This window comes from Lelliottia nimipressuralis (assembly GCF_004115925.1).
GTDB lineage: Bacteria > Pseudomonadota > Gammaproteobacteria > Enterobacterales > Enterobacteriaceae > Enterobacter > Enterobacter nimipressuralis.
Window position 1 is genome coordinate 138,721 of record NZ_SDDX01000021.1, and the last position, 18,387, is coordinate 157,107.

The 18,387-nt window shown below is 56.1% G+C and carries 17 protein-coding genes; 7 read left to right on the forward strand and 10 right to left on the reverse strand.

Annotated features, from left to right (window positions below; all coding sequences use genetic code 11):
• Positions 1-240 precede the first annotated feature (240 nt).
• A complete protein-coding gene (gene bglX / locus ETG88_RS17885; RefSeq protein WP_129036011.1) occupies positions 241-2,538 on the reverse strand; it encodes a beta-glucosidase BglX in 2,298 nt (765 codons plus the stop codon).
• A gap of 187 nt (positions 2,539-2,725) precedes the next feature.
• Here bglX and dld point away from each other — a divergent pair, with 187 nt between their 5' ends.
• Together dld and ETG88_RS17895 are read left to right on the forward strand one after the other, a co-directional pair.
• Positions 2,726-4,483: a D-lactate dehydrogenase gene (gene dld, locus ETG88_RS17890; protein WP_100779542.1), complete on the forward strand. Its 1,758-nt coding sequence runs from the start codon at positions 2,726-2,728 to the stop codon at positions 4,481-4,483.
• Between the two features lie 104 nt (positions 4,484-4,587).
• On the forward strand, positions 4,588-5,142 hold the full coding sequence (locus tag ETG88_RS17895) for a GNAT family N-acetyltransferase (protein ID WP_129036012.1): 555 nt from the start codon (positions 4,588-4,590) through the stop codon (positions 5,140-5,142).
• A 76-nt stretch (positions 5,143-5,218) separates the two neighbouring features.
• Here the strand turns inward: ETG88_RS17895 and pbpG are convergent, their stop codons facing one another.
• Entirely contained in the window at positions 5,219-6,139 is a 921-nt protein-coding gene (gene pbpG / locus ETG88_RS17900) for a D-alanyl-D-alanine endopeptidase (RefSeq protein ID WP_100779540.1), read from the reverse strand.
• Positions 6,140-6,305: 166 nt separating this feature from the next.
• On the reverse strand, positions 6,306-6,893 hold the full coding sequence (locus ETG88_RS17905) for a Yip1 family protein (protein ID WP_100779539.1): 588 nt from the start codon (positions 6,891-6,893) through the stop codon (positions 6,306-6,308).
• 174 nt (positions 6,894-7,067) lie between these two features.
• On the opposite strand from ETG88_RS17905, the gene ETG88_RS17910 reads away from it, so the two are divergent.
• On the forward strand, positions 7,068-7,634 hold the full coding sequence (locus ETG88_RS17910; protein ID WP_123427303.1) for a DedA family protein: 567 nt from the start codon (positions 7,068-7,070) through the stop codon (positions 7,632-7,634).
• A 5-nt stretch (positions 7,635-7,639) separates the two neighbouring features.
• Here the strand turns inward: ETG88_RS17910 and ETG88_RS17915 are convergent, their stop codons facing one another.
• Together ETG88_RS17915 and mdtQ are read right to left on the reverse strand one after the other, a co-directional pair.
• Positions 7,640-8,413, reverse strand: coding sequence for an SDR family oxidoreductase (locus ETG88_RS17915; RefSeq protein ID WP_100779537.1), 774 nt, complete (start codon positions 8,411-8,413; stop codon positions 7,640-7,642).
• A gap of 47 nt (positions 8,414-8,460) precedes the next feature.
• Positions 8,461-9,879, reverse strand: a complete 1,419-nt coding sequence (gene mdtQ / locus ETG88_RS17920) for a multidrug resistance outer membrane protein MdtQ (protein WP_129036013.1) — start codon at positions 9,877-9,879, stop codon at positions 8,461-8,463.
• Between the two features lie 227 nt (positions 9,880-10,106).
• Here mdtQ and yohP point away from each other — a divergent pair, with 227 nt between their 5' ends.
• Positions 10,107-10,190: a small membrane protein YohP gene (gene yohP, locus ETG88_RS22705; RefSeq protein WP_015572324.1), complete on the forward strand. Its 84-nt coding sequence runs from the start codon at positions 10,107-10,109 to the stop codon at positions 10,188-10,190.
• A 45-nt stretch (positions 10,191-10,235) separates the two neighbouring features.
• Here the strand turns inward: yohP and ETG88_RS17930 are convergent, their stop codons facing one another.
• The 5 genes from ETG88_RS17930 to ETG88_RS17950 all read right to left on the reverse strand — a co-directional run bounded on the left by ETG88_RS17930 (position 10,236) and on the right by ETG88_RS17950 (position 16,038).
• Positions 10,236-11,630, reverse strand: coding sequence for a glycoside hydrolase family 1 protein (locus tag ETG88_RS17930; protein ID WP_129036014.1), 1,395 nt, complete (start codon positions 11,628-11,630; stop codon positions 10,236-10,238).
• A gap of 12 nt (positions 11,631-11,642) precedes the next feature.
• Complete coding sequence (bglF, locus tag ETG88_RS17935) at positions 11,643-13,505, reverse strand: PTS beta-glucoside transporter subunit IIABC (RefSeq protein WP_129036015.1); 1,863 nt, start codon at positions 13,503-13,505, stop codon at positions 11,643-11,645.
• A gap of 137 nt (positions 13,506-13,642) precedes the next feature.
• The gene (gene licT / locus ETG88_RS17940) at positions 13,643-14,476 is read right to left on the reverse strand and encodes a BglG family transcription antiterminator LicT (RefSeq protein WP_100779533.1); all 834 of its coding nucleotides are present in this window, start codon (positions 14,474-14,476) and stop codon (positions 13,643-13,645) included.
• Positions 14,477-14,766: 290 nt separating this feature from the next.
• Complete coding sequence (gene dusC, locus ETG88_RS17945) at positions 14,767-15,699, reverse strand: tRNA dihydrouridine(16) synthase DusC (protein WP_129036016.1); 933 nt, start codon at positions 15,697-15,699, stop codon at positions 14,767-14,769.
• A 72-nt stretch (positions 15,700-15,771) separates the two neighbouring features.
• Complete coding sequence (locus ETG88_RS17950; protein ID WP_100779531.1) at positions 15,772-16,038, reverse strand: hypothetical protein; 267 nt, start codon at positions 16,036-16,038, stop codon at positions 15,772-15,774.
• Positions 16,039-16,255: 217 nt separating this feature from the next.
• On the opposite strand from ETG88_RS17950, the gene ETG88_RS17955 reads away from it, so the two are divergent.
• From ETG88_RS17955 to cdd, 3 genes are all read left to right on the forward strand, one after another.
• Entirely contained in the window at positions 16,256-16,654 is a 399-nt protein-coding gene (locus ETG88_RS17955) for a CidA/LrgA family protein (protein ID WP_100779530.1), read from the forward strand.
• Entirely contained in the window at positions 16,651-17,346 is a 696-nt protein-coding gene (locus ETG88_RS17960; RefSeq protein ID WP_100779529.1) for a CidB/LrgB family autolysis modulator, read from the forward strand. The genes ETG88_RS17955 and ETG88_RS17960 overlap by 4 nt, the downstream gene beginning before the upstream one ends.
• Positions 17,347-17,474: 128 nt before the next feature.
• Positions 17,475-18,359 carry a cytidine deaminase gene (gene cdd / locus ETG88_RS17965; protein ID WP_129036017.1) on the forward strand — a complete coding sequence of 295 codons (885 nt, stop codon included), beginning with the start codon at positions 17,475-17,477 and terminating at the stop codon, positions 18,357-18,359.
• The last annotated feature ends 28 nt before the right edge of the window (positions 18,360-18,387 follow it).

Here is an 18,387-nt window from a genome sequence, read left to right on the forward strand (position 1 = left end):
TGTTTACCGGGCTTTTTCGCGAAGAGTGAAGAGAGTCACGCCTGCCGGGTGTGGCGGGAGTGAGTTTTGATCGTCCTCACGATTTCATCTGCGGGATAAAAATGAAGTGTGAAAAAGGTCACATTTAACGGCGAGTAAGAGACGAGAAAAGAGGGAATCAAAGCAATCAGGCAGGAAAGGCGCGAAACCTTGCGGGATGCGTCACGAAACCCGCACAACGGCGGGTTTCGTCTCTTGTCGTTAAAGCAGGTCGAACTCGCCTTTATTCACTCGCGCAGAGTCCACGCCGATAAAGACATTAAACTTGCCCGCTTCCGCGTCATATTTCATCTGCTGGTTCCAGAACTTCAGCGCATCGACGTCAATCGGGAAGCTCACGGTTTTGGTCTCGCCCGGCTTCAGGTCAACCTTCTCGAAGCCGCGCAGCTGTTTCACCGGGCGGCTCATGGAGGCCGTCACATCCTGCACGTACATCTGGATGACCGTGGCACCGTCGCGTTTACCGGTGTTGGTCACCTCCACGCTGGCGGTGACTTTGCCGTCACGCTTCAGGGTGGGTGCAGACATTTTCACGTCAGAAACCTTGAAGGTGGTGTAGCTCAGCCCATAACCAAACGGATAAAGCGGGCCGTTAGCTTCATCGAAATAGCGCGAGGTGTACTTGTTCGGCTTATCGGCGTTATACGGGCGACCGGTATTCAGGTGGCTGTAGTAAACCGGAATTTGGCCGACAGAGCGCGGGAAGGACATCGGCAGTTTGCCGGACGGGTTGTAATCACCAAACAGTACATCGGCAATGGCGTTACCGCCCTCGGTCCCGGCGAACCAGGTTTCGAGCAGCGCATCAGCCTGCTGATCCTCTTTCACCAGCGCCAGCGGACGGCCGTTCATCAGCACCAGCACCAGCGGTTTACCCGTCGCTTTCAGGGCGCTGATCAGATCGCGCTGGCTCTGCGGGAGGGTGATATCGGTACGGCTCGACGCTTCATGGGCCATACCCTGCGCTTCACCGACGACCGCCACCACCACATCAGCCTGTTTCGCCGCGTTGACCGCTTCGTCGATCATCTCTTTCGCCGAACGCGGATCAACCTTCACCGCCTCTTCGTACTGGTTCAGGAAGGTGACGATATCGTTGTCGTTAGTGACGTTAGCACCTTTGGCGTAAATCACTTTGCCCTTTTCGCCCAGCGCATTTTTGATGCCCGTGAGCACGGTGACGGACTGATCGGCCACGCCCGCAGCGGACCAACTGCCCATCACGTCACGCTTGCTGTCGGCCAGAGGGCCAACCACGGCGAGGGTGCCGGATTTTTTCAGCGGCAGCGTTTCGAGACGGTTTTTCAGCAGCACGAGACTTTCACGCGCCACTTCACGGGCCTCTTTACGATGCAGACGGCTTTCGGCATTGGTATCCGCCGGGTCGGACTCTTTCGGCCCTAAGTGGCTGTACGGATCGTTAAACAGCCCCATGTCATATTTCACGTTCAGCACATGGCGGGTGGCGTCATCCAGCTCTGCCATGGTCACTTTGCCTGTTTTCACCAGGTCAGGCAGGTATTTGCTGTAATACTCGTCGCTCATGCTCATGTTGATACCGGCTTTGAGCGCCACGCGCACGGCGTCTTCCGGATCGGAGGCGGTGCCGTGTTTGATCAGCTCTTTAATCGCGCCGTGATCGGACACGGTAATGCCTTTGAAGCCCCACTGGTCGCGCAATACCTCTTTCAGCAGCCAGGAATCGGAGGTCGCCGGGGTGCCGTTGAGGGAGTTCAGGGCCACCATCACCGCGCCGCTGCCCGCGTCCAGCCCGGCTTTGTACGGCGGCATATAGTCGTTGAACAGGCGCTGCGAGCTCATGTCGACGGTGTTGTACTCTTTCCCGCCCTCTACCGCGCCGTAGGCGGCAAAGTGTTTGACGCTGGTCATCACCGAGTAGCGATCCGCCGGGCTTTTGCCCTGCATCGCTTCGACCATGGTTTTGCCGAGGGTGGCAGTTAAATAGGTGTCTTCACCAAAGCCTTCTGAGGCACGGCCCCAGCGCGGATCGCGCGAGACGTCGACCATCGGCGCCCAGGTCATGTTCAGACCGTCGTCGGCGGCTTCATAGGCCGAAATGCGCCCGACGGTTCTGACCGCATCCAGGTTAAAGGAAGAGGCTAAACCGAGGCTAATCGGGAAGACGGTACGCTGGCCGTGGACCACGTCGTAGGCGAAGAAAAGCGGAATTTTCAGGCGGCTGAGCTGCATCACCTGGTCCTGCATTTTGCGGATATCTTCGCGGGTGACGGTGTTAAAAATCGCCCCGACCTGGCTCTCCTTGATCATCTCGCGGATCGCCTCTTTCGGGTTATCCGGCCCGACGCTGATGAGACGCAGCTGGCCGATTTTTTCATCGACCGTCATTTTGGTGAGCAAGTCCGTGACGAAGGCGTCGCGGGCTTCCGGGGTTAATGGGTGGTTGCCAAACAGATCTTCAGCCAGCGCGGGTTGCAGCGCCAGGCTTACTGCGACAGCTACAGAACAAAGCCATTTCATGTGTTGTACTCTCTCATCATCAACCGCCGGAAAACTCGGCCAGACCGTGCGAAAAGCGCAGTGTGCCACAAACCCTTTCAACCTTGCAGGGTTATTCTCTGATTTTTCTCATGAATACTTGTTCGCTTAACAGTTAATCGCGCTATGCTTTACAGCGAGAAATTTGCCCCACCACAAGGAGTGGAAGATGACTTCTGTTCGCACACAAAATAACAACACTTTTATTAACGAACTGTCTCGCCTGGTCGGTCACTCACACCTGCTGACGGACCCGGAAAAAACCGCCCGCTATCGCAAGGGCTTCCGTTCCGGCCAGGGTGAAGCGCTGGCGGTAGTCTTCCCCGGCACGCTGCTGGAGCTGTGGCGTGTACTGAGCGCCTGCGTCAACGCCGACAAAATCATTCTGATGCAGGCGGCCAATACCGGCCTGACGGAAGGCTCGACGCCAAACGGCAATGATTACGACCGGGATATCGTCATTATCAGCACCCTGCGTCTCGATAAACTGCATCTGCTGGACAAAGGTGAGCAGGTGCTGGCCTATCCTGGCACGACCCTTTATTCGCTGGAAAAAGCGCTCAAGCCGCTGGGTCGCGAGCCGCACTCGGTGATTGGCTCCTCCTGCATTGGCGCGTCGGTGATCGGCGGGATCTGCAACAACTCCGGCGGGTCGCTGGTGCAGCGCGGCCCGGCGTACACGGAAATGTCCCTGTTTGCACGCATTGATGAGAACGGAAAATTACAGCTGGTGAATCATCTGGGGATCAACCTGGGTGTCACGCCGGAGCAGATCCTCAGCAAGCTCGACGATGAGCGCGTGAACGACGCTGACGTGCAGCACGATGGCCGTCACGCCCACGATCACGATTACGTCGAACGCGTGCGCGACATTGAAGCCGATACCCCGGCGCGCTACAACGCCGATCCGGATCGTCTGTTTGAATCTTCCGGCTGCGCGGGCAAACTCGCGGTGTTTGCCGTACGTCTGGACACCTTCCCGGCGCAGAAAAATCAGCAGGTCTTTTATATCGGCACCAACCAGCCGGAAGTGCTGACCGAGATCCGTCGTCATATTCTGGGCGAGTTCACAAATCTGCCGGTCGCGGGTGAGTACATGCATCGCGATATTTACGATATCGCCGAGCGCTACGGCAAAGACACCTTCCTGATGATCGACAAGCTCGGCACCGACAAAATGCCGTTCTTCTTTACGATGAAAGGCCGCGCCGACGCCATGCTCGGCAAAGTGTCCCTGTTCAAACCGCACTTCACCGATCGCTTTATGCAGAAGCTGGGCACGGCTTTCCCGGCGCACCTGCCGCCGCGCATGAAGAGCTGGCGCGATAAGTACGAACACCACCTGCTGCTCAAAATGTCGGGCGACGGGATTGCCGAGGCGCAAACCTGGCTGGCGGAATACTTTAAAACAGCCGAGGGCGATTTCTTTGCCTGTACGCCGGAAGAAGGCAACAAGGCGTTCTTGCACCGCTTCGCCGCGGCGGGCGCCGCGATTCGCTATCAGGCGGTTCACGCCGACGAAGTGGAAGATATTCTGGCGCTGGATATCGCTCTGCGTCGTAACGATACGGAGTGGTTTGAACACCTGCCGCCAGAAATCGACAGTAAGCTGGTGCATAAACTCTACTACGGCCACTTTATGTGCCACGTTTTCCACCAGGATTACATCGTCAAAAAAGGCGTTGATGCGCATGCCCTGAAGGAGCAGATGCTCGAACTGCTGCGCGCGCGCGGGGCACAATACCCGGCCGAACATAATGTCGGGCACCTGTATGAAGCGCCAGAAACGCTTAAACGTTTTTATCGCGAGAATGACCCAACAAACAGCATGAATCCCGGCATTGGTAAGACGACGAAGCATAAATACTGGAAAGAAGCGGTACAGACAGAGCGCGACGAGACGCAACCCTCTGATCAAACACTATAGCCACACTGAAATTATTGTTAAGCCAGTAATAATCGTACTAGAGTAATCTCACCCCGCCGGAGAACCGCTTCTCCGGCTTTTTTTTCCTGAGGAGCCCGCCCATCATGTCGGCCGTTGATATCCTGTCCGCTTCCGAAGTCGAGGTGCGCGACGCCCAACCTGACGACGTACATGCCATTGCCGCGATCTACGCCTGGCATGTGCTTAACGGGCGTGCATCGTTTGAAGAAGTTCCCCCCACCATCGAAGAGATGCGCCAGCGCATGAGCGCGATTGCCGCCGACGGTTTGCCGTGGCTGGTGGCACTCTATCGCGGCGTGGTGGTGGGATACTGCTATGCGGCGCTGTATCGCGCGCGCCCTGCCTATCGCTATACGCTTGAAGAGTCGATCTATGTGGATGCCAGCGCCACCGGACGTGGTTTTGGCAGCTCGCTGATGGATGCCCTGATTGAACGTTGTGAACAGGGTCCGTGGCGGCAGATGATTGCCGTGGTCGGCGACGGGCATAACAATGCCGGTTCAATCCGGCTGCATAAAAAGCATGGATTCGAGGTGGCCGGGCAGTTAAGAAGCGTGGGCTATAAGAAGGGAAACTGGCGGGATACGCTGATAATGCAACGCCCCCTGAACGACGGTGACTGGACGCTGCCGGAGTAATTCGCGAGGCAAAACGTTTTGCCGGGCGGCACTGCGCCTGCCCGGCCTGCAAACCGTGGATTCACCTGCCACGCGCTCAGTCGTTCTGTGCGGTTTCCATCTGCGCCGCTTTTTGCTTTTTATAGCTCAACGCCGCCGCCGGAACTGGCATCACTTTTCCGGTTTCAATCCAGGTACGCAAACGGCTGGCATCAGCGAAGTGAGTGTATTTGCCAAACGCATCCATCACCACCAGCGCCACCGGTTTGCCGTTAAACACGGTACGCATCACCAGACAGTGACCAGCCGCATTGGTAAAGCCGGTTTTCGTCAGCTGGATATTCCAGTTTTCGCGATACACCAGATGGTTAGTATTGCGGAACGGTAAGGTGTACGCCGGATTCGCAAAGGTCGCCATCTCTTCACGCGTGGTACTCAGCTGACCGATCAGCGGGTACTGTTTGCTGGCGATCAGCAGGTGGGTCAGGTCGCGTGCGGTGGAGACATTGTGAATCGACAGCCCGGTTGGCTCGACAAAACGGGTGTTGGTCATGCCCAGGGATTTGGCTTTGGCATTCATCGCCCGGATAAATGCGTTGTATCCGCCCGGATAGTGGTGCGCGAGGCTCGCGGCAGCACGGTTTTCCGAGGACATCAGCGCCAGCAGCAGCATATTTTTACGGCTGATTTCGCTGTTCAGACGCACGCGGGAGTATATCCCTTTCATCTCTGGCGTCTGGCTGATATCGACTTTCAGTTTCTCATCCAGCGGCAGTCGTGCATCGAGCACCACCATCGCGGTCATTAATTTGGTAATCGACGCGATCGGACGCACCAGATCCGGGTGACTGGAATAGATCACCTTGTTGGTATTCAGATCGACAATCATCGCGCTTCCGGAGGCGATTTCCGGCTGAGCGGCAGTGGTCACTGCGGTTGTTTTGGCAATCGCTGGCGCGGCAACGGGCACAGCCAGGATCAGCGCAAGGCTAAGTAAAGAAACTCGGAATTTCAGCATGGTGAGACTTCTGATAATTATTCATGCACGTGATGACGTACGCCTCCCGTTACAACGAGCGAAACAGGCTGGCAAAGGCATCATAGCTGCCCTGGTGAGTTGTCGCCAGTGGAGAATCGTGAACAGATGCTGCATTGCTGGCATTTACGCCAGCAATGCATTTACCTCAGAAGAGACGATAGCCGTAGCCCCACAGGATCACCGTGAGCGCCAGCAGCGCCTCCAGCACCAGCACGCCAATGGCGAGGGTTGAACTGGAGAAACTTAAGCCTTCTTCTTTGTTAATGTTGAGGAAGGTCGGAATCCCCACATACAGCAGATAGCCGGTGTAAAACAGCGCGATGGTACCCACCAGCGCACACAGCCAGACCAGCGGATAAAGCGCCACGATGCCGCTCATGAAAAGCGGTGTTGCCACGTATCCGGCAAAAACCATGCACAGGGTGAGCGAGGGACGCTGAGGATAGTTTCGCGCCATCCAATAGATCACCCGCCCCATCACCGCCACGCCTGCCAGCATTAAACCGTAGAAGACCACCGCCAGTGCCAGCCCCGTCATCCATGAGAGCGTCACGACGTTGCCATCGCCAAAATTCCAGCCGATTTGTGTTGTGCCAATAAACGCGCAGATCACCGGTACGGCAGCCATGAGCAGGACATGGTGCGTGTAGTGATGCGCGACCGTTTCGTTCTCGCTTCTGATGACATGCATCTCACGATCGGGATGGGAAAACAGCCCCCAGACATGGTTCATACAGCCCCCTCATTGTCGGCCCGCAAGGCGATACTGTAAGTATAATGCAGCTTTAGATTATTTTATGACCAGCGGCAAAATTGCCGCTTCGGGGAAATCGTCCTGGTTGCCACACCATTGATTCACAGGGTGTATGCTTAAGGAAGGTTTACACAGGGAGACACCGCTGAACTCATGGATATCAACAGTCTGATTGAACAGTACGGATATGCGGCGCTGGTGATAGGGAGCGTGGCGGAAGGGGAAACCATCACCCTGCTAGGCGGGGTGGCCGCACATCAGGGGCTGCTTCGTTTCCCGCTGGTGGTCGCCGCGGTAGCGCTGGGTGGGATGATTGGCGATCAGTTGCTCTATCTGCTGGGATTGCGCTTTGGCCCCACGCTGCTCAAACGTTTTGCCCGGCATCAGAAAAAAATCAACCGCGCGCAGCGGCTGATTCAGCGTCACCCTTATCTGTTTGTGATCGGTACCCGGTTTATGTACGGCTTTCGCATTATCGGCCCGCTGTTGATTGGCGCCAGCCGCCTGCCGCCGAAAATCTTTCTGCCGCTAAACATCATTGGTGCCATCGCCTGGGCGCTGATATTCACTTCGCTCGGCTATGTGGGCGGCGAAGTGATTGGCCCCTGGCTGCACAACCTCGACCAGCATCTGAAGCACTGGATCTGGCTGGTGCTGGTGGTGGCAGGCGTCATTATCTGGCGACTGTGGCGCAAGCATCGGGAAAATAATCGCGACTAGCGTCGTTACTCCGCCGGTTTAAACTGCGGATTCGCCAGCATAAAGCCGCCGTCGACAATAAACGATTGCCCCGTGGTATAGCTGGCGTCCGTGTCGCACAGCCATGCGACAAGGCTTGCGATCTCATGGGTTTGCCCAGGCCGCCCAAGGGGGATCTCGGGCATGGAGCCTTCTTCGACTTCGCTGTCATCCATGCCGTTCATCGGCGTGGCGATAGCGCCAGGGGCAACCGCATTGACCAGGATTTTGTGCTGCACCAGCTCAAGGGCCATCGATTTTGTCAGGCCACCCAGCGCGTGTTTCGCGGCGGTATAGGCGCTGGCCTCCGGTAGCGGGGTGTGCTCATGCACCGAGGTAATATTCACAATCCGCCCACCCTGCCCCTGCTTCACCATCTGCCGGGCGGCAAGTTGTGAGCAGAGAAACGCGCCATCCACATCCACGGTAAAAATCCCGCGCCAGTCGTCAAACGTCATATCAAGAAATGGGGCTTTGGCCATGGCGCCGGCGTTGTTGACCAGCGCATCCAGCCGACCAAAGCGGGCGATAAGCGTCTCAATGGCTTTCGCCCCCTCGGGCAGGTGGCTGAGATCCAGCTGTATCGCCTCGGCGCGACGCCCCAGGGCTTCTATTTCACGACAGGTCTGGAGTGCCCCCTCTTCATCCGAATGCCAGGTCACGCCAATATCAAACCCGCGCTCAGCCAGAAGTAGCGCCGTTGTTTTACCGATTCCGGAATCTGATGCCGTAACAATGGCCACACGCTGAACTGATGCCATACCTACCTCCGCCATGACGCAAAAAGGTAAGTATAGATAACGTCCTGTTAACCGTGGTGATACCCGCCGCCCAGGGCGGAGGTCAGTTGCAGGGTGGCGTCCACATATTGCCCCTGAAGCGTCAGGCTCGCGATGTGCTCCTGCAACGCCGGAATTTTCGCTTCGCTGACGCGTGAGCCGGCGATGATCCCCGCATGAAAACGGGCCTGCGCCTGGGCCACCACCCGTGCGGTATCGGCTTCAACCTGCTGCTGTTGCTGATTTTTGTTCATCAGCGTCTCCACTTCGCTGGCCGTGCGCGCCACCTGATTCACTGCATCGACCACCGCTTTGTTGTAGTTCGCGACGGACAGATTGCTCTGCGCCTGGGCGATGTCGAGATTCGCATTGAGTCGACCGCTGTCGAAGATCGGCAGCGTCAGTCCGGCAGTGACCCCCATCTGCTGGGCCGATGAGCGGAACAGATCGCTTAAGTGCAGGGCGTCCTGTTGCAGGAAAGCCATCAGATTAACATCCGGATAAAACGCGGCTTTCGCTGCATCCACGTCATTCATGGACGCTTCAATGTACCAGTGCGCCTCCTGAAGATCGGGACGACGGGCCAGCAGGTCGTAGCCTAGCGTCGGGGGCAGCGAAGCGTCGATTTTCGGCAGCGCGTGCGGTGTGAGCGTCACTGACGTGGTATTGGTCAGCGCCTGCAACCGCGCCTCAATGGCTTTCATTTTGCCACTGACTTCCGCCCTCTGCTCCTGCGTTTTGCTGGCGTTGATATCGGTGACGACACCTTCTACGGAGGAGGTAATGCCGTGCTGGTAGAGTTCACGATCGACGGCAATAATCGACTCTTGTTCCTGTTTGATGTCCGTCAGCACATGACCAATCTCGGCCTGCGTTTGCCACTCCCAGTACAGGCGCGCCACGCTGCTGGCGAGAAGCTGGCGGGTCTGTTCCATCTCCGCTTTCTGCGCATTGACCTTGCCGATCCGGGCCTCGACCTGTGAGCGGTTTTTACCCCATAGATCCAGATCCCATCCCGCCGTCAGACCGAAGGTGCCATTGGTATACCACGGCCCGGTGGTGCCCGCCGCAGGATCGGTCTCGGCGAACGGTCCCATCAGCCCTTCTGCCGACATTTTTTGCCGCTCGGCGTCCGCCGAAAAATCAATCTGCGGACCCCCCGCAGCCACAGCCATTTTGGCCTGAGCTTCCGCGAGGGCGATACGCTGGTGGGCAATCTGCATATCCGGCGCATCGGCCAGCGCTTTGGCAATCAGGGCGTTCAGCTCCGGGTCGTGGAACTCTTTCCACCACTCATTTTTCGGCCACTGGGTGTGGGCCAGCTGAGTGTTGATTTTCGCCACGGGAGCCTGCTGATGCAGAGACGCCGCCGTGTCGTGGCCCGGCGCACAGGCCACCAGCAATAAAGAGAGAGGTAAGCTAAAAGAGAAAATAATTGAACGTTTCATTACGCCATTCACGCAAAAAAGAAAGGGGCAAATTACGCCTGCTGCTTCTCTTTTTTTTAGTAACGCGTGGCAACCCTTACTTTGTCATACATTCACACACTCAGAAAAATATTCCCCTTACGAATTAGATAATTACACCCATTCACAGCACTTATTGATTAAGCCTTTGATGCGGCTGCTACACTTAAATAGACATAAGCCCAATAGCAAAGTTGAAGGAGAAGGGAATGAAAATATTACTGTGGGTTATTTTGATTATTTTCTTAATTGGTTTACTGGTGGTGACGGGCGTATTTAAAATGATTTTCTGATGATTTGCCCGACCGATTTTGCCGGTCGGGCAAAGCGTGGTGCCATTATGCTTTTAGCGAAGCGCCTTTGCTCGAAATGACCTCTTTGTACCAGTAGAAACTTTTCTTACGGCTGCGGGCCAGCGTGCCATTACCGCTGTCGTCGCGATCAACGTAAATAAAGCCGTAGCGTTTGGACAACTCAGCTTTCGACGCGCTCACCAGATCGATAGGTCCCCAACTGGTGTAACCCATCACCTCGACACCGTCTTCCATTGCCTCACGCACCTGCACCAGATGATCGTTGAGATAGGCAATACGGTAGTCATCCTGCACGACACCGTCGGCATCGGGTTTATCTTTCGCGCCCAGACCATTTTCGACAATAAACAGCGGCTTCTGATAGCGATCCCACAGCACATTCAGCAGAGTACGCAGGCCGACCGGGTCAATCTGCCAGCCCCACTCAGAGCTTGCGAGATGCGGGTTTGGCACCATGCTTAAAATGTTGCCGCGCGCCTGCTGGTTTAACTCTTCATCCGTGGTCACACAACCGGTCATGTAATAGCTGAAGGAGATAAAATCTACGGTCGATTTCAGCGCCTCGCGATCGGCATCGGTTACGTCAAGCTGGATACCGTTATCACGGAAGAAACGCAACATGTAGCCCGGATAAGCGCCACGGCACTGCACATCACCGAAGAACTGCCATGCACGGTTCTCCTGCAACGCTTCCAGCACATCGTCCGGCTTACAGGTGAGCGGATAGACCAGCCCTCCCAGCAGCATATTGCCAATTTTGCCTTCCGGGACAATCTCATGACAGGCGTTAACCGCCAATGCGCTGGCCACCAGCTGATGATGGATTGCCTGGTACACTTCCGCTTTACTGCTGGTTTCCGGCAGGCCGACGCCCGTCATTGGCGCATGCAGGGACATATTGATTTCGTTAAATGTCAGCCACAGCTTCACTTTCTCTTTGTAGCGGGTAAACACCGTGCGCGCATACCGCTCGAAGAAGCCAATCACCTGACGGCTGCCCCAGCCACCATACTGTTTCACCAGGCCCCACGGCATCTCATAGTGCGACAGCGTTACCAGTGGAGTGATATTGTGCGCGGCCAGCTCGTCAAAGAGTTTGTCGTAAAACGCCAGACCCGCTTCATTCGGCTGCTGCTCATCCCCGTTCGGGAAAATACGCGTCCAGGCGATAGAGACGCGCAGGCAGCTAAATCCCATTTCAGCAAACAGCTTAATATCGTCCGGGTAGCGATGATAAAAATCGATCGCCACATCCTTAATTCCGCTGTCGCCCGGTACGCGCTCTACCACCGGGCCAAATACCCCTTTCGGCTGGACGTCCGACGTTGACAGGCCTTTGCCATCTTCAAGGTAAGCGCCTTCTACCTGGTTGGCAGCAACCGCGCCGCCCCATAAAAATGTATCCGGGAAAGTTTTCATCACGTTCTCCTGTTATTGATGGCTGACGGTCAGCAGCGGCGAACCGGCGTTGACGGCGCTGGCCGCCACGGTGATCACCTCTGTATAACTGTCGCTGTTACTGATAATAATCGGGGTGGCCAGATCGTATCCGGCGTCAAGAATGGCCTGTCTGTCGAATTCAAGCAGCAGATCGCCAGGCTTCACTTTATCGCCCACGTTCACGTGAGCGGTGAAATGCTTGCCGTCGAGCTTGACGGTGTCGATACCGACGTGGATCAGCACTTCAATGCCGCTGTCGCTTAGCAGGCCTATCGCGTGTTTGGTCTGGAATAGCGAGGCAACCTCACCCGCAAACGGGGCGAAAACGTGGTTGTCGGACGGGATAATGGCCGCGCCGTGACCGAGAAGACCGCTCGCGAAGGTGGCATCTGGCACCTGACTCAGGGCCAGAACCGTTCCGCTCATTGGCGAAAGTACCTCGTCTTCGCCTGTGGTGACCGTGACCGGCGTCGTCTCAACTGCGCGCCCCGGCATCCCTGCAACCAGCGTCAGCACGCAACTCAACATCAGTGCAACTACGGTTCCGATAATGCCCCCCCACAGCGAAGCATCAATGCCGCCCGGCGGGATCATCTGCGCAATGGTAAAGATATTGGCGAACCCGAAGGAGTAAACGTAGGCCTGGCTCAGGCCCACGATGGCCCCGCCAATCGACCCGGCCACGCAGCCAAAGATGAACGGACGACGCAGCGGCAAGTTCACGCCATACACCGCAGGCTCGGTGATGCCAAAAATCCCCGCCGTTACCGATGAGCCAGCCAGCATTTTCAGACGCGCATCGCGCGTGCGCAGGAAGACCCCCAGCGCGGCACCCACCTGCCCCATCACCGCAGGCAGCAGCATCGGCAGCATTGAGTCATGCCCCAGTACCGCCAGGTTATTGATCATCAGCGGCACCAGCCCCCAGTGCAGGCCGAAGATCACGCACACCTGCCACAGCGCGCCCATCGCAGCGCCCGCTAGCCACGGGGCCAGGACATAAATCACCTGATATCCGTTAGCCAGCAGCTGGCTCAGCCAGGTGGCTACCGGCCCAATCACCAGGAAGGTCAGCGGGACGGTGACCGCTAAACAGATCAGCGGTGAAAAGAAGTTTTTCATCGACGACGGCAACAGTTTGCCGCTCTTTTTTTCCAGCCAGCAGCTGACCCACGCCGCGAGAATAATCGGAATAACCGATGCGCTGTAGTTGAACCAGGTGACCGGAATACCGAGAAACGCGTCCGCTACGGCCCCGGCTTGTTGGCTGGCCTCAAACGCCTGAATCATCATCGGATGGGTCAGCGCGCCACCGATGACCATGGTGATAAACGGATTGCCGCCAAATTTCTTCCCGGCCGTGTAGCCCAGCACCAGCGGAAAGAAGAAGAATAAGGCATCACTTGCCGCGAACCAGATTTTGTAGGTTCCGCTGTCGGGACTGAGCCACCCGCAAACCACGGCCAGCGCCAGCAATCCTTTCAAAATACCGGATGCCGCCAGGATGCCAATAAACGGCGTAAAAATGCCGGAGACCACGTCAATCAAGCGCCCGAGAAGATGACTCTTGTCTCCGTTCTCGTCTGCTGCCACTGGCGTATCGTCATACAAACCGGCTTCAGCCCGCACCGCTTTCCAGACATCATTCACATGGTTTCCAATCACCACCTGAAACTGCCCGCCGCTTTCGACGACCATGATCACGCCCGGATTTTTCTTCAGCCCTTCGGCATCCGCTTTTTGATTTTCTTTCAGTTTGAAGCGAAGCCGGGTGGCACAATGGACCAGACTGATGATGTTCTCTTTGCCCCCTACGTGGCCGAGAATATCCTTCGCCAAAGCTTGATATTCCATCTCGATTTCCTTTCTTCGATGCCCGCAGGCATCTGGTGACTGAGTTTAAAAATAAAAAAAACCCGAGAACGGCATCTCTTCAGATGCCGCGCTCAGGTTTTGCCTGCGTTATGCAGTAACAATCCAGATTTAAGGACTTAACGCCCCTCTTTTCTCACTCGCTCAATATGAATGGTGAGAAACATAATTTCTTCCGTCGTCAGCTCGCGCTGATAACTTTTCTGCAGATACTGCGCAATTTTCTCGGCGCAAATCCAGGCTTTCGCGTAGTTATCTTTTACCGCCGTATGCAACGTCACATCGTCATCTTCCACCACGGTGCGGGTCAGCATCCGTTGAGCAAAGAACTTCAGGTGGGTGACAAAGCGCTGATAGCTGAGCGACTCTTCGTCATATTCCAGCTGAAGCTGATACTTCACCAGCTGCAGGATCTCCTGCATAACGCGGGTGACGTGCATCACTTCGGGCATTTCGCTGTTCAGTTGCGCCGTGACCAGGTGAAGCGCGATAAACCCCGCCTCATCTTCGGCAAGCTCCACCCCCAGCCTGCTGGCGATAATCGCCCTTGCTTCCTGCCCCAGCTCAAACTCCTTCGGGTACAGACGTTTGATCTCCCACAACAGCACGTTTTTAATTGCCAGGCCTTTCTTTTGCCGCTCGATGGCAAAATGGCAGTGGTCGGTCAACGTGATGTAGAGACTGTCCTGCAATTTCCCCAGCCGCTGCGCCGCCAGCCCAATAATGCGGTCGCAGGTGGTCATTACCTCAAGCGGGATCTGACTAAGTAATTCCCCCAGTCGACGCGCCAGCTCATCGCTTTGCAGTGCGAAAACCTTTTCGACTTTCTCAGCGTCAAGATCGTCACCGATGCGTTTCTGGAAGGCCAGCCCGCGCCCCATAACGACCTGTTCGCGCATGTGCTCATCCAGAACAACCACCACATTATTATTGAGAATTTTGGCGATTTTCATAGAACCCCAGAAACAAAAAAACCTGACCTCCGGCGGATGCCAGAAAATCAGGTTTTGCCTGCCGCAGCAGTAACAATCCAGTTTTCGCACTCTATCAGTTTCAATCGCAGCCTCAATGTACTACGCGTAAAAACGTGATACAGATCGTTATTGAGGCGGTTTTCAGTTCCGCCACCCCGCTCTCCTGCGCCAGCGGAACATATCGCTAAACGTAGCGCACATCGCCTTTAGTGAAATTTTTATGCCCTATGAAAGCCTGCGAGGGCAGTAACGCGACGATCCCGACGCTATTATTTGGCCTGAATGACCCGCGCAATATCAGCTGATGTCTGCAGAGTCCGAATTTCCTGAAATAACCCCAGCGCTTCGTCATATTCTTTGCGTAAATAGCTCAGCCACTGTTTGATACGTGCCACGTGGTATAACCCGGTGTCGCCCTGCTTTTCCAGACGCGAATATTTTTGCAGCAGCGTGACCACATCCGGCCACCTCATACGCGGCTCGTTGTACTTCACCACCCGGCTCAGGTTAGGCACGTTCAGCGCCCCGCGTCCGATCATCACCGAATCGCAGCCCGTCTCTTTTATACACGCCTGCGCACTTTCGTAGTCCCAGATTTCGCCATTCGCGATCACCGGAATCGACAGACGTTTGCGGATCTCCCCAATCGCCTGCCAGTTGATGCGATCCGCTTTATAGCCGTCGTCTTTGGTGCGCCCGTGAACCACCAGCTCCGTCGCCCCGGCCTGCTGCACCGCATCGGCAATCTCAAACTGGCGGTCGTGACTGTCCCAGCCCAGACGCACTTTTACCGTCACCGGGAGATGGGCAGGCACCGCCTCACGCATCGCTTTCGCGCCGCGATAGATCAGCTCAGGATCTTTTAGCAACGTTGCGCCACCGCCGCTGCCGTTGACCATTTTCGACGGACAGCCGCAGTTGAGATCGACACCGTATGACCCTAGTTCAACCGCACGGGCCGCGTTCTCCGCCAGCCACTCCGGGTATTGCCCCAGCAGCTGGATGCGCACCAACGTACCGGAGGTGGTCCGGCTCTGACGATGCAGCTCCGGGCAGAGTCGATAAAACGACTTTACTGGCAACAGCATATCGACCACCCGCAAAAACTCGGTGACGCAGAGATCGTAATCATTTACCTCAGTCAGCAGCTCGCGCACTAAAGAGTCGAGCACGCCTTCCATCGGCGCCAGTAAAACACGCATTCTAAAACCCTGTGAAAAAAGACCCGCTATAGTAGCCGCTCTCTATAAAGGTGCAAAGGGCTTAACGCGCGTCTATTTCATCACGACGTAGGCCACCGCCGTCAGAACGACCACGATGAGCAGTGTGAACGTCGGGCCCAGCGCGAAGGCGTAGACGTTCAGCTCATCTTCTTTTTTGATATCGTTGTAACGCGCCAGCGCACTTTGGGCATCGGGCGCCGTGATCTCTTCAAACTCCTGCTCATAGCCCTGCGCTTCCAGGTGCGACGAGCCCTCCGCATTGCCCTTCTCCACGGCGAAAATCTGTGTCCCTTTCCGGAAAAAAATGAATTCTGACATTAGAATCTCCTGATCGCGGGAATGGCTTTTATCATATCACTGCTTCAAAAATAGTCACCGCAACTACACTGTTTTGTATGGCTTTTGCTGTGAATGCTGGGGAATTGCCTAACGTTCCAAAAAGGAATGTCTGGTATGCTCAAAAATCATGATGTGATCCGTAGCACGTTTCTATGTTTAATTGTATGATGAATGCGTTCCATCAAGGACTTTCACCATGATCAAAACTCTGAATACCCTCTGGCAGTACCTGCGTGCTTTTATTCTGATCTATGCCTGCCTGTATGCCGGGATTTTCATTTCGTCCCTGCTACCGATCACCATTCCCGGCAGCATTATCGGCATGCTGATTCTTTTTCTGCTGCTGGCGCTGCAAATTCTGCCCGCGAAGTGGGTCAACCCTGGCTGCTTCGTGCTGATCCGCTATATGGCGCTGCTGTTTGTGCCGATAGGCGTGGGCGTGATGCAATATTACGATCTGCTTAAAGCCCAGTACGGCCCGATTCTGGTCTCCTGCGCGGTGAGTACGCTGGTCGTGTTCCTGGTCGTGAGCTGGAGTTCGCATCTGGTACATGGCGAACGCAAAGTCGTTGGGCAGAAAGGAAGTAAAAAATGATGGCCAATATCTGGTGGTCGCTGCCACTGACACTGGTGGTGTTTTTCGCCGCACGTAAACTTGCTGCGCGTTTCAAGATGCCGCTTCTCAACCCGCTGCTGGTGGCGATGGTAGTGATTATTCCGTTCCTGCTGCTCACCGGCATTCCTTACGAACGCTATTTTGCGGGCAGCAAAATTTTAAACGATCTGCTCCAGCCTGCCGTCGTGGCGCTGGCGTTTCCGCTTTATGAGCAGCTGCATCAGATCCGCGCGCGCTGGAAATCGATCATTACCATCTGTCTGATTGGTAGCGTCGTCGCCATGGTAACGGGGACGTCAGTGGCGCTGCTGATGGGGGCGTCGCCGCAAATCGCCGCCTCTATTCTGCCGAAATCTGTGACCACGCCGATTGCGATGGCCGTGGGCGGCAGCATCGGTGGTATCCCGGCCATTAGCGCCATGTGCGTGATTTTTGTCGGGATCCTGGGTGCGGTGTTTGGCCATACGTTGCTCAATGTCATGCGTATCCGTACCAAAGCCGCCCGCGGGCTGGCGATGGGTACGGCCTCCCACGCCCTCGGCACTGCTCGCTGTGCGGAGCTGGACTATCAGGAAGGCGCGTTCAGTTCGCTGGCGCTGGTGATTTGCGGGATCATGACCTCGCTGATCGCTCCGTTCCTGTTCCCGATTATTCTGGCGGTAGTGGGCTAAAATTTGCGATGCGTCGCGCAAATTTCATTTTGTTTTCATAAGTTGCATACATAATGAGAAGTAGATCACATATAAAGCGCTATTGGCTCCGTACACTACCGATCCATTAACCTTTATGAGGCATTGCCATGCACCCACGTTTTCAAACTGCTTTTGCCCAGCTCGCAGAGAATTTGCAATCAGCCCTGGCTCCGGTTCTGGCGGATACGCACTTCCCCGCCCTGCTGACTGCGGAGCAGGTCACGACGCTTAAACAGGCTACGGGACTGGACGAAGACGCGCTGGCTTTCGCACTACTGCCGCTGGCTGCCGCCTGCGCCAGAGCCGATCTCTCCCACTTTAACGTTGGCGCGATTGCGCGCGGCGTGAGCGGGACCTGGTATTTCGGCGGGAACATGGAGTTCCTTGGTGCGACCATGCAACAGACCGTCCATGCAGAACAGAGCGCCATCAGCCATGCCTGGCTGCGTGGTGAGAAAGCGCTGCAGGCTATCACCGTGAACTACACCCCTTGCGGTCACTGCCGTCAGTTTATGAATGAGCTGAACAGCGGTCTGCAACTGCGCATCAACCTGCCAGGCCGTGAGCCGCATACGCTGGGCGATTACCTGCCGGATGCCTTTGGTCCGAAAGACCTGGATATCAAAACTCTGCTGATGGACGACCAGGATCATGGCTACGCGTTAGCGGGCGATGACCTGGCGCAAGCGGCCATTACCGCGGCAAACAAAAGTCATACGCCGTACAGTAAGTCGCCAAGCGGCGTGGCGCTTGAGCTGCGTGATGGCAAAATCTTCAGCGGCAGCTATGCCGAAAACGCGGCATTCAACCCGACGCTGCCACCGCTGCAAGGCGCCCTGAACCTGCTTAGCCTCAACGGGTACGACTACCCGGATATTCAGCGTGCGATTCTGGCAGAAAAGGCCGATGCACCGCTGATCCAGTGGGACGCCACCGCCGCCACCCTCAAGGCGCTCGGCTGTACCAGTATCGACCGTACGCTGCTGGCGTAATTGAACTGTGCGGGCAGAAATGCCCGCC

Coding starts and splice junctions, on each gene's coding strand:
- bglX (WP_129036011.1), bottom strand. CDS start 2,538: ATGAAATGGCTTTGTTCTGTAGCTGTCGCAGTAAGCCTGGCGCTGCAA.
- dld (WP_100779542.1), top strand. CDS start 2,726: ATGACTTCTGTTCGCACACAAAATAACAACACTTTTATTAACGAACTG.
- ETG88_RS17895 (WP_129036012.1), top strand. CDS start 4,588: ATGTCGGCCGTTGATATCCTGTCCGCTTCCGAAGTCGAGGTGCGCGAC.
- pbpG (WP_100779540.1), bottom strand. CDS start 6,139: ATGCTGAAATTCCGAGTTTCTTTACTTAGCCTTGCGCTGATCCTGGCT.
- ETG88_RS17905 (WP_100779539.1), bottom strand. CDS start 6,893: ATGAACCATGTCTGGGGGCTGTTTTCCCATCCCGATCGTGAGATGCAT.
- ETG88_RS17910 (WP_123427303.1), top strand. CDS start 7,068: ATGGATATCAACAGTCTGATTGAACAGTACGGATATGCGGCGCTGGTG.
- ETG88_RS17915 (WP_100779537.1), bottom strand. CDS start 8,413: ATGGCATCAGTTCAGCGTGTGGCCATTGTTACGGCATCAGATTCCGGA.
- mdtQ (WP_129036013.1), bottom strand. CDS start 9,879: ATGAAACGTTCAATTATTTTCTCTTTTAGCTTACCTCTCTCTTTATTG.
- yohP (WP_015572324.1), top strand. CDS start 10,107: ATGAAAATATTACTGTGGGTTATTTTGATTATTTTCTTAATTGGTTTA.
- ETG88_RS17930 (WP_129036014.1), bottom strand. CDS start 11,630: ATGAAAACTTTCCCGGATACATTTTTATGGGGCGGCGCGGTTGCTGCC.
- bglF (WP_129036015.1), bottom strand. CDS start 13,505: ATGGAATATCAAGCTTTGGCGAAGGATATTCTCGGCCACGTAGGGGGC.
- licT (WP_100779533.1), bottom strand. CDS start 14,476: ATGAAAATCGCCAAAATTCTCAATAATAATGTGGTGGTTGTTCTGGAT.
- dusC (WP_129036016.1), bottom strand. CDS start 15,699: ATGCGTGTTTTACTGGCGCCGATGGAAGGCGTGCTCGACTCTTTAGTG.
- ETG88_RS17950 (WP_100779531.1), bottom strand. CDS start 16,038: ATGTCAGAATTCATTTTTTTCCGGAAAGGGACACAGATTTTCGCCGTG.
- ETG88_RS17955 (WP_100779530.1), top strand. CDS start 16,256: ATGATCAAAACTCTGAATACCCTCTGGCAGTACCTGCGTGCTTTTATT.
- ETG88_RS17960 (WP_100779529.1), top strand. CDS start 16,651: ATGATGGCCAATATCTGGTGGTCGCTGCCACTGACACTGGTGGTGTTT.
- cdd (WP_129036017.1), top strand. CDS start 17,475: ATGCACCCACGTTTTCAAACTGCTTTTGCCCAGCTCGCAGAGAATTTG.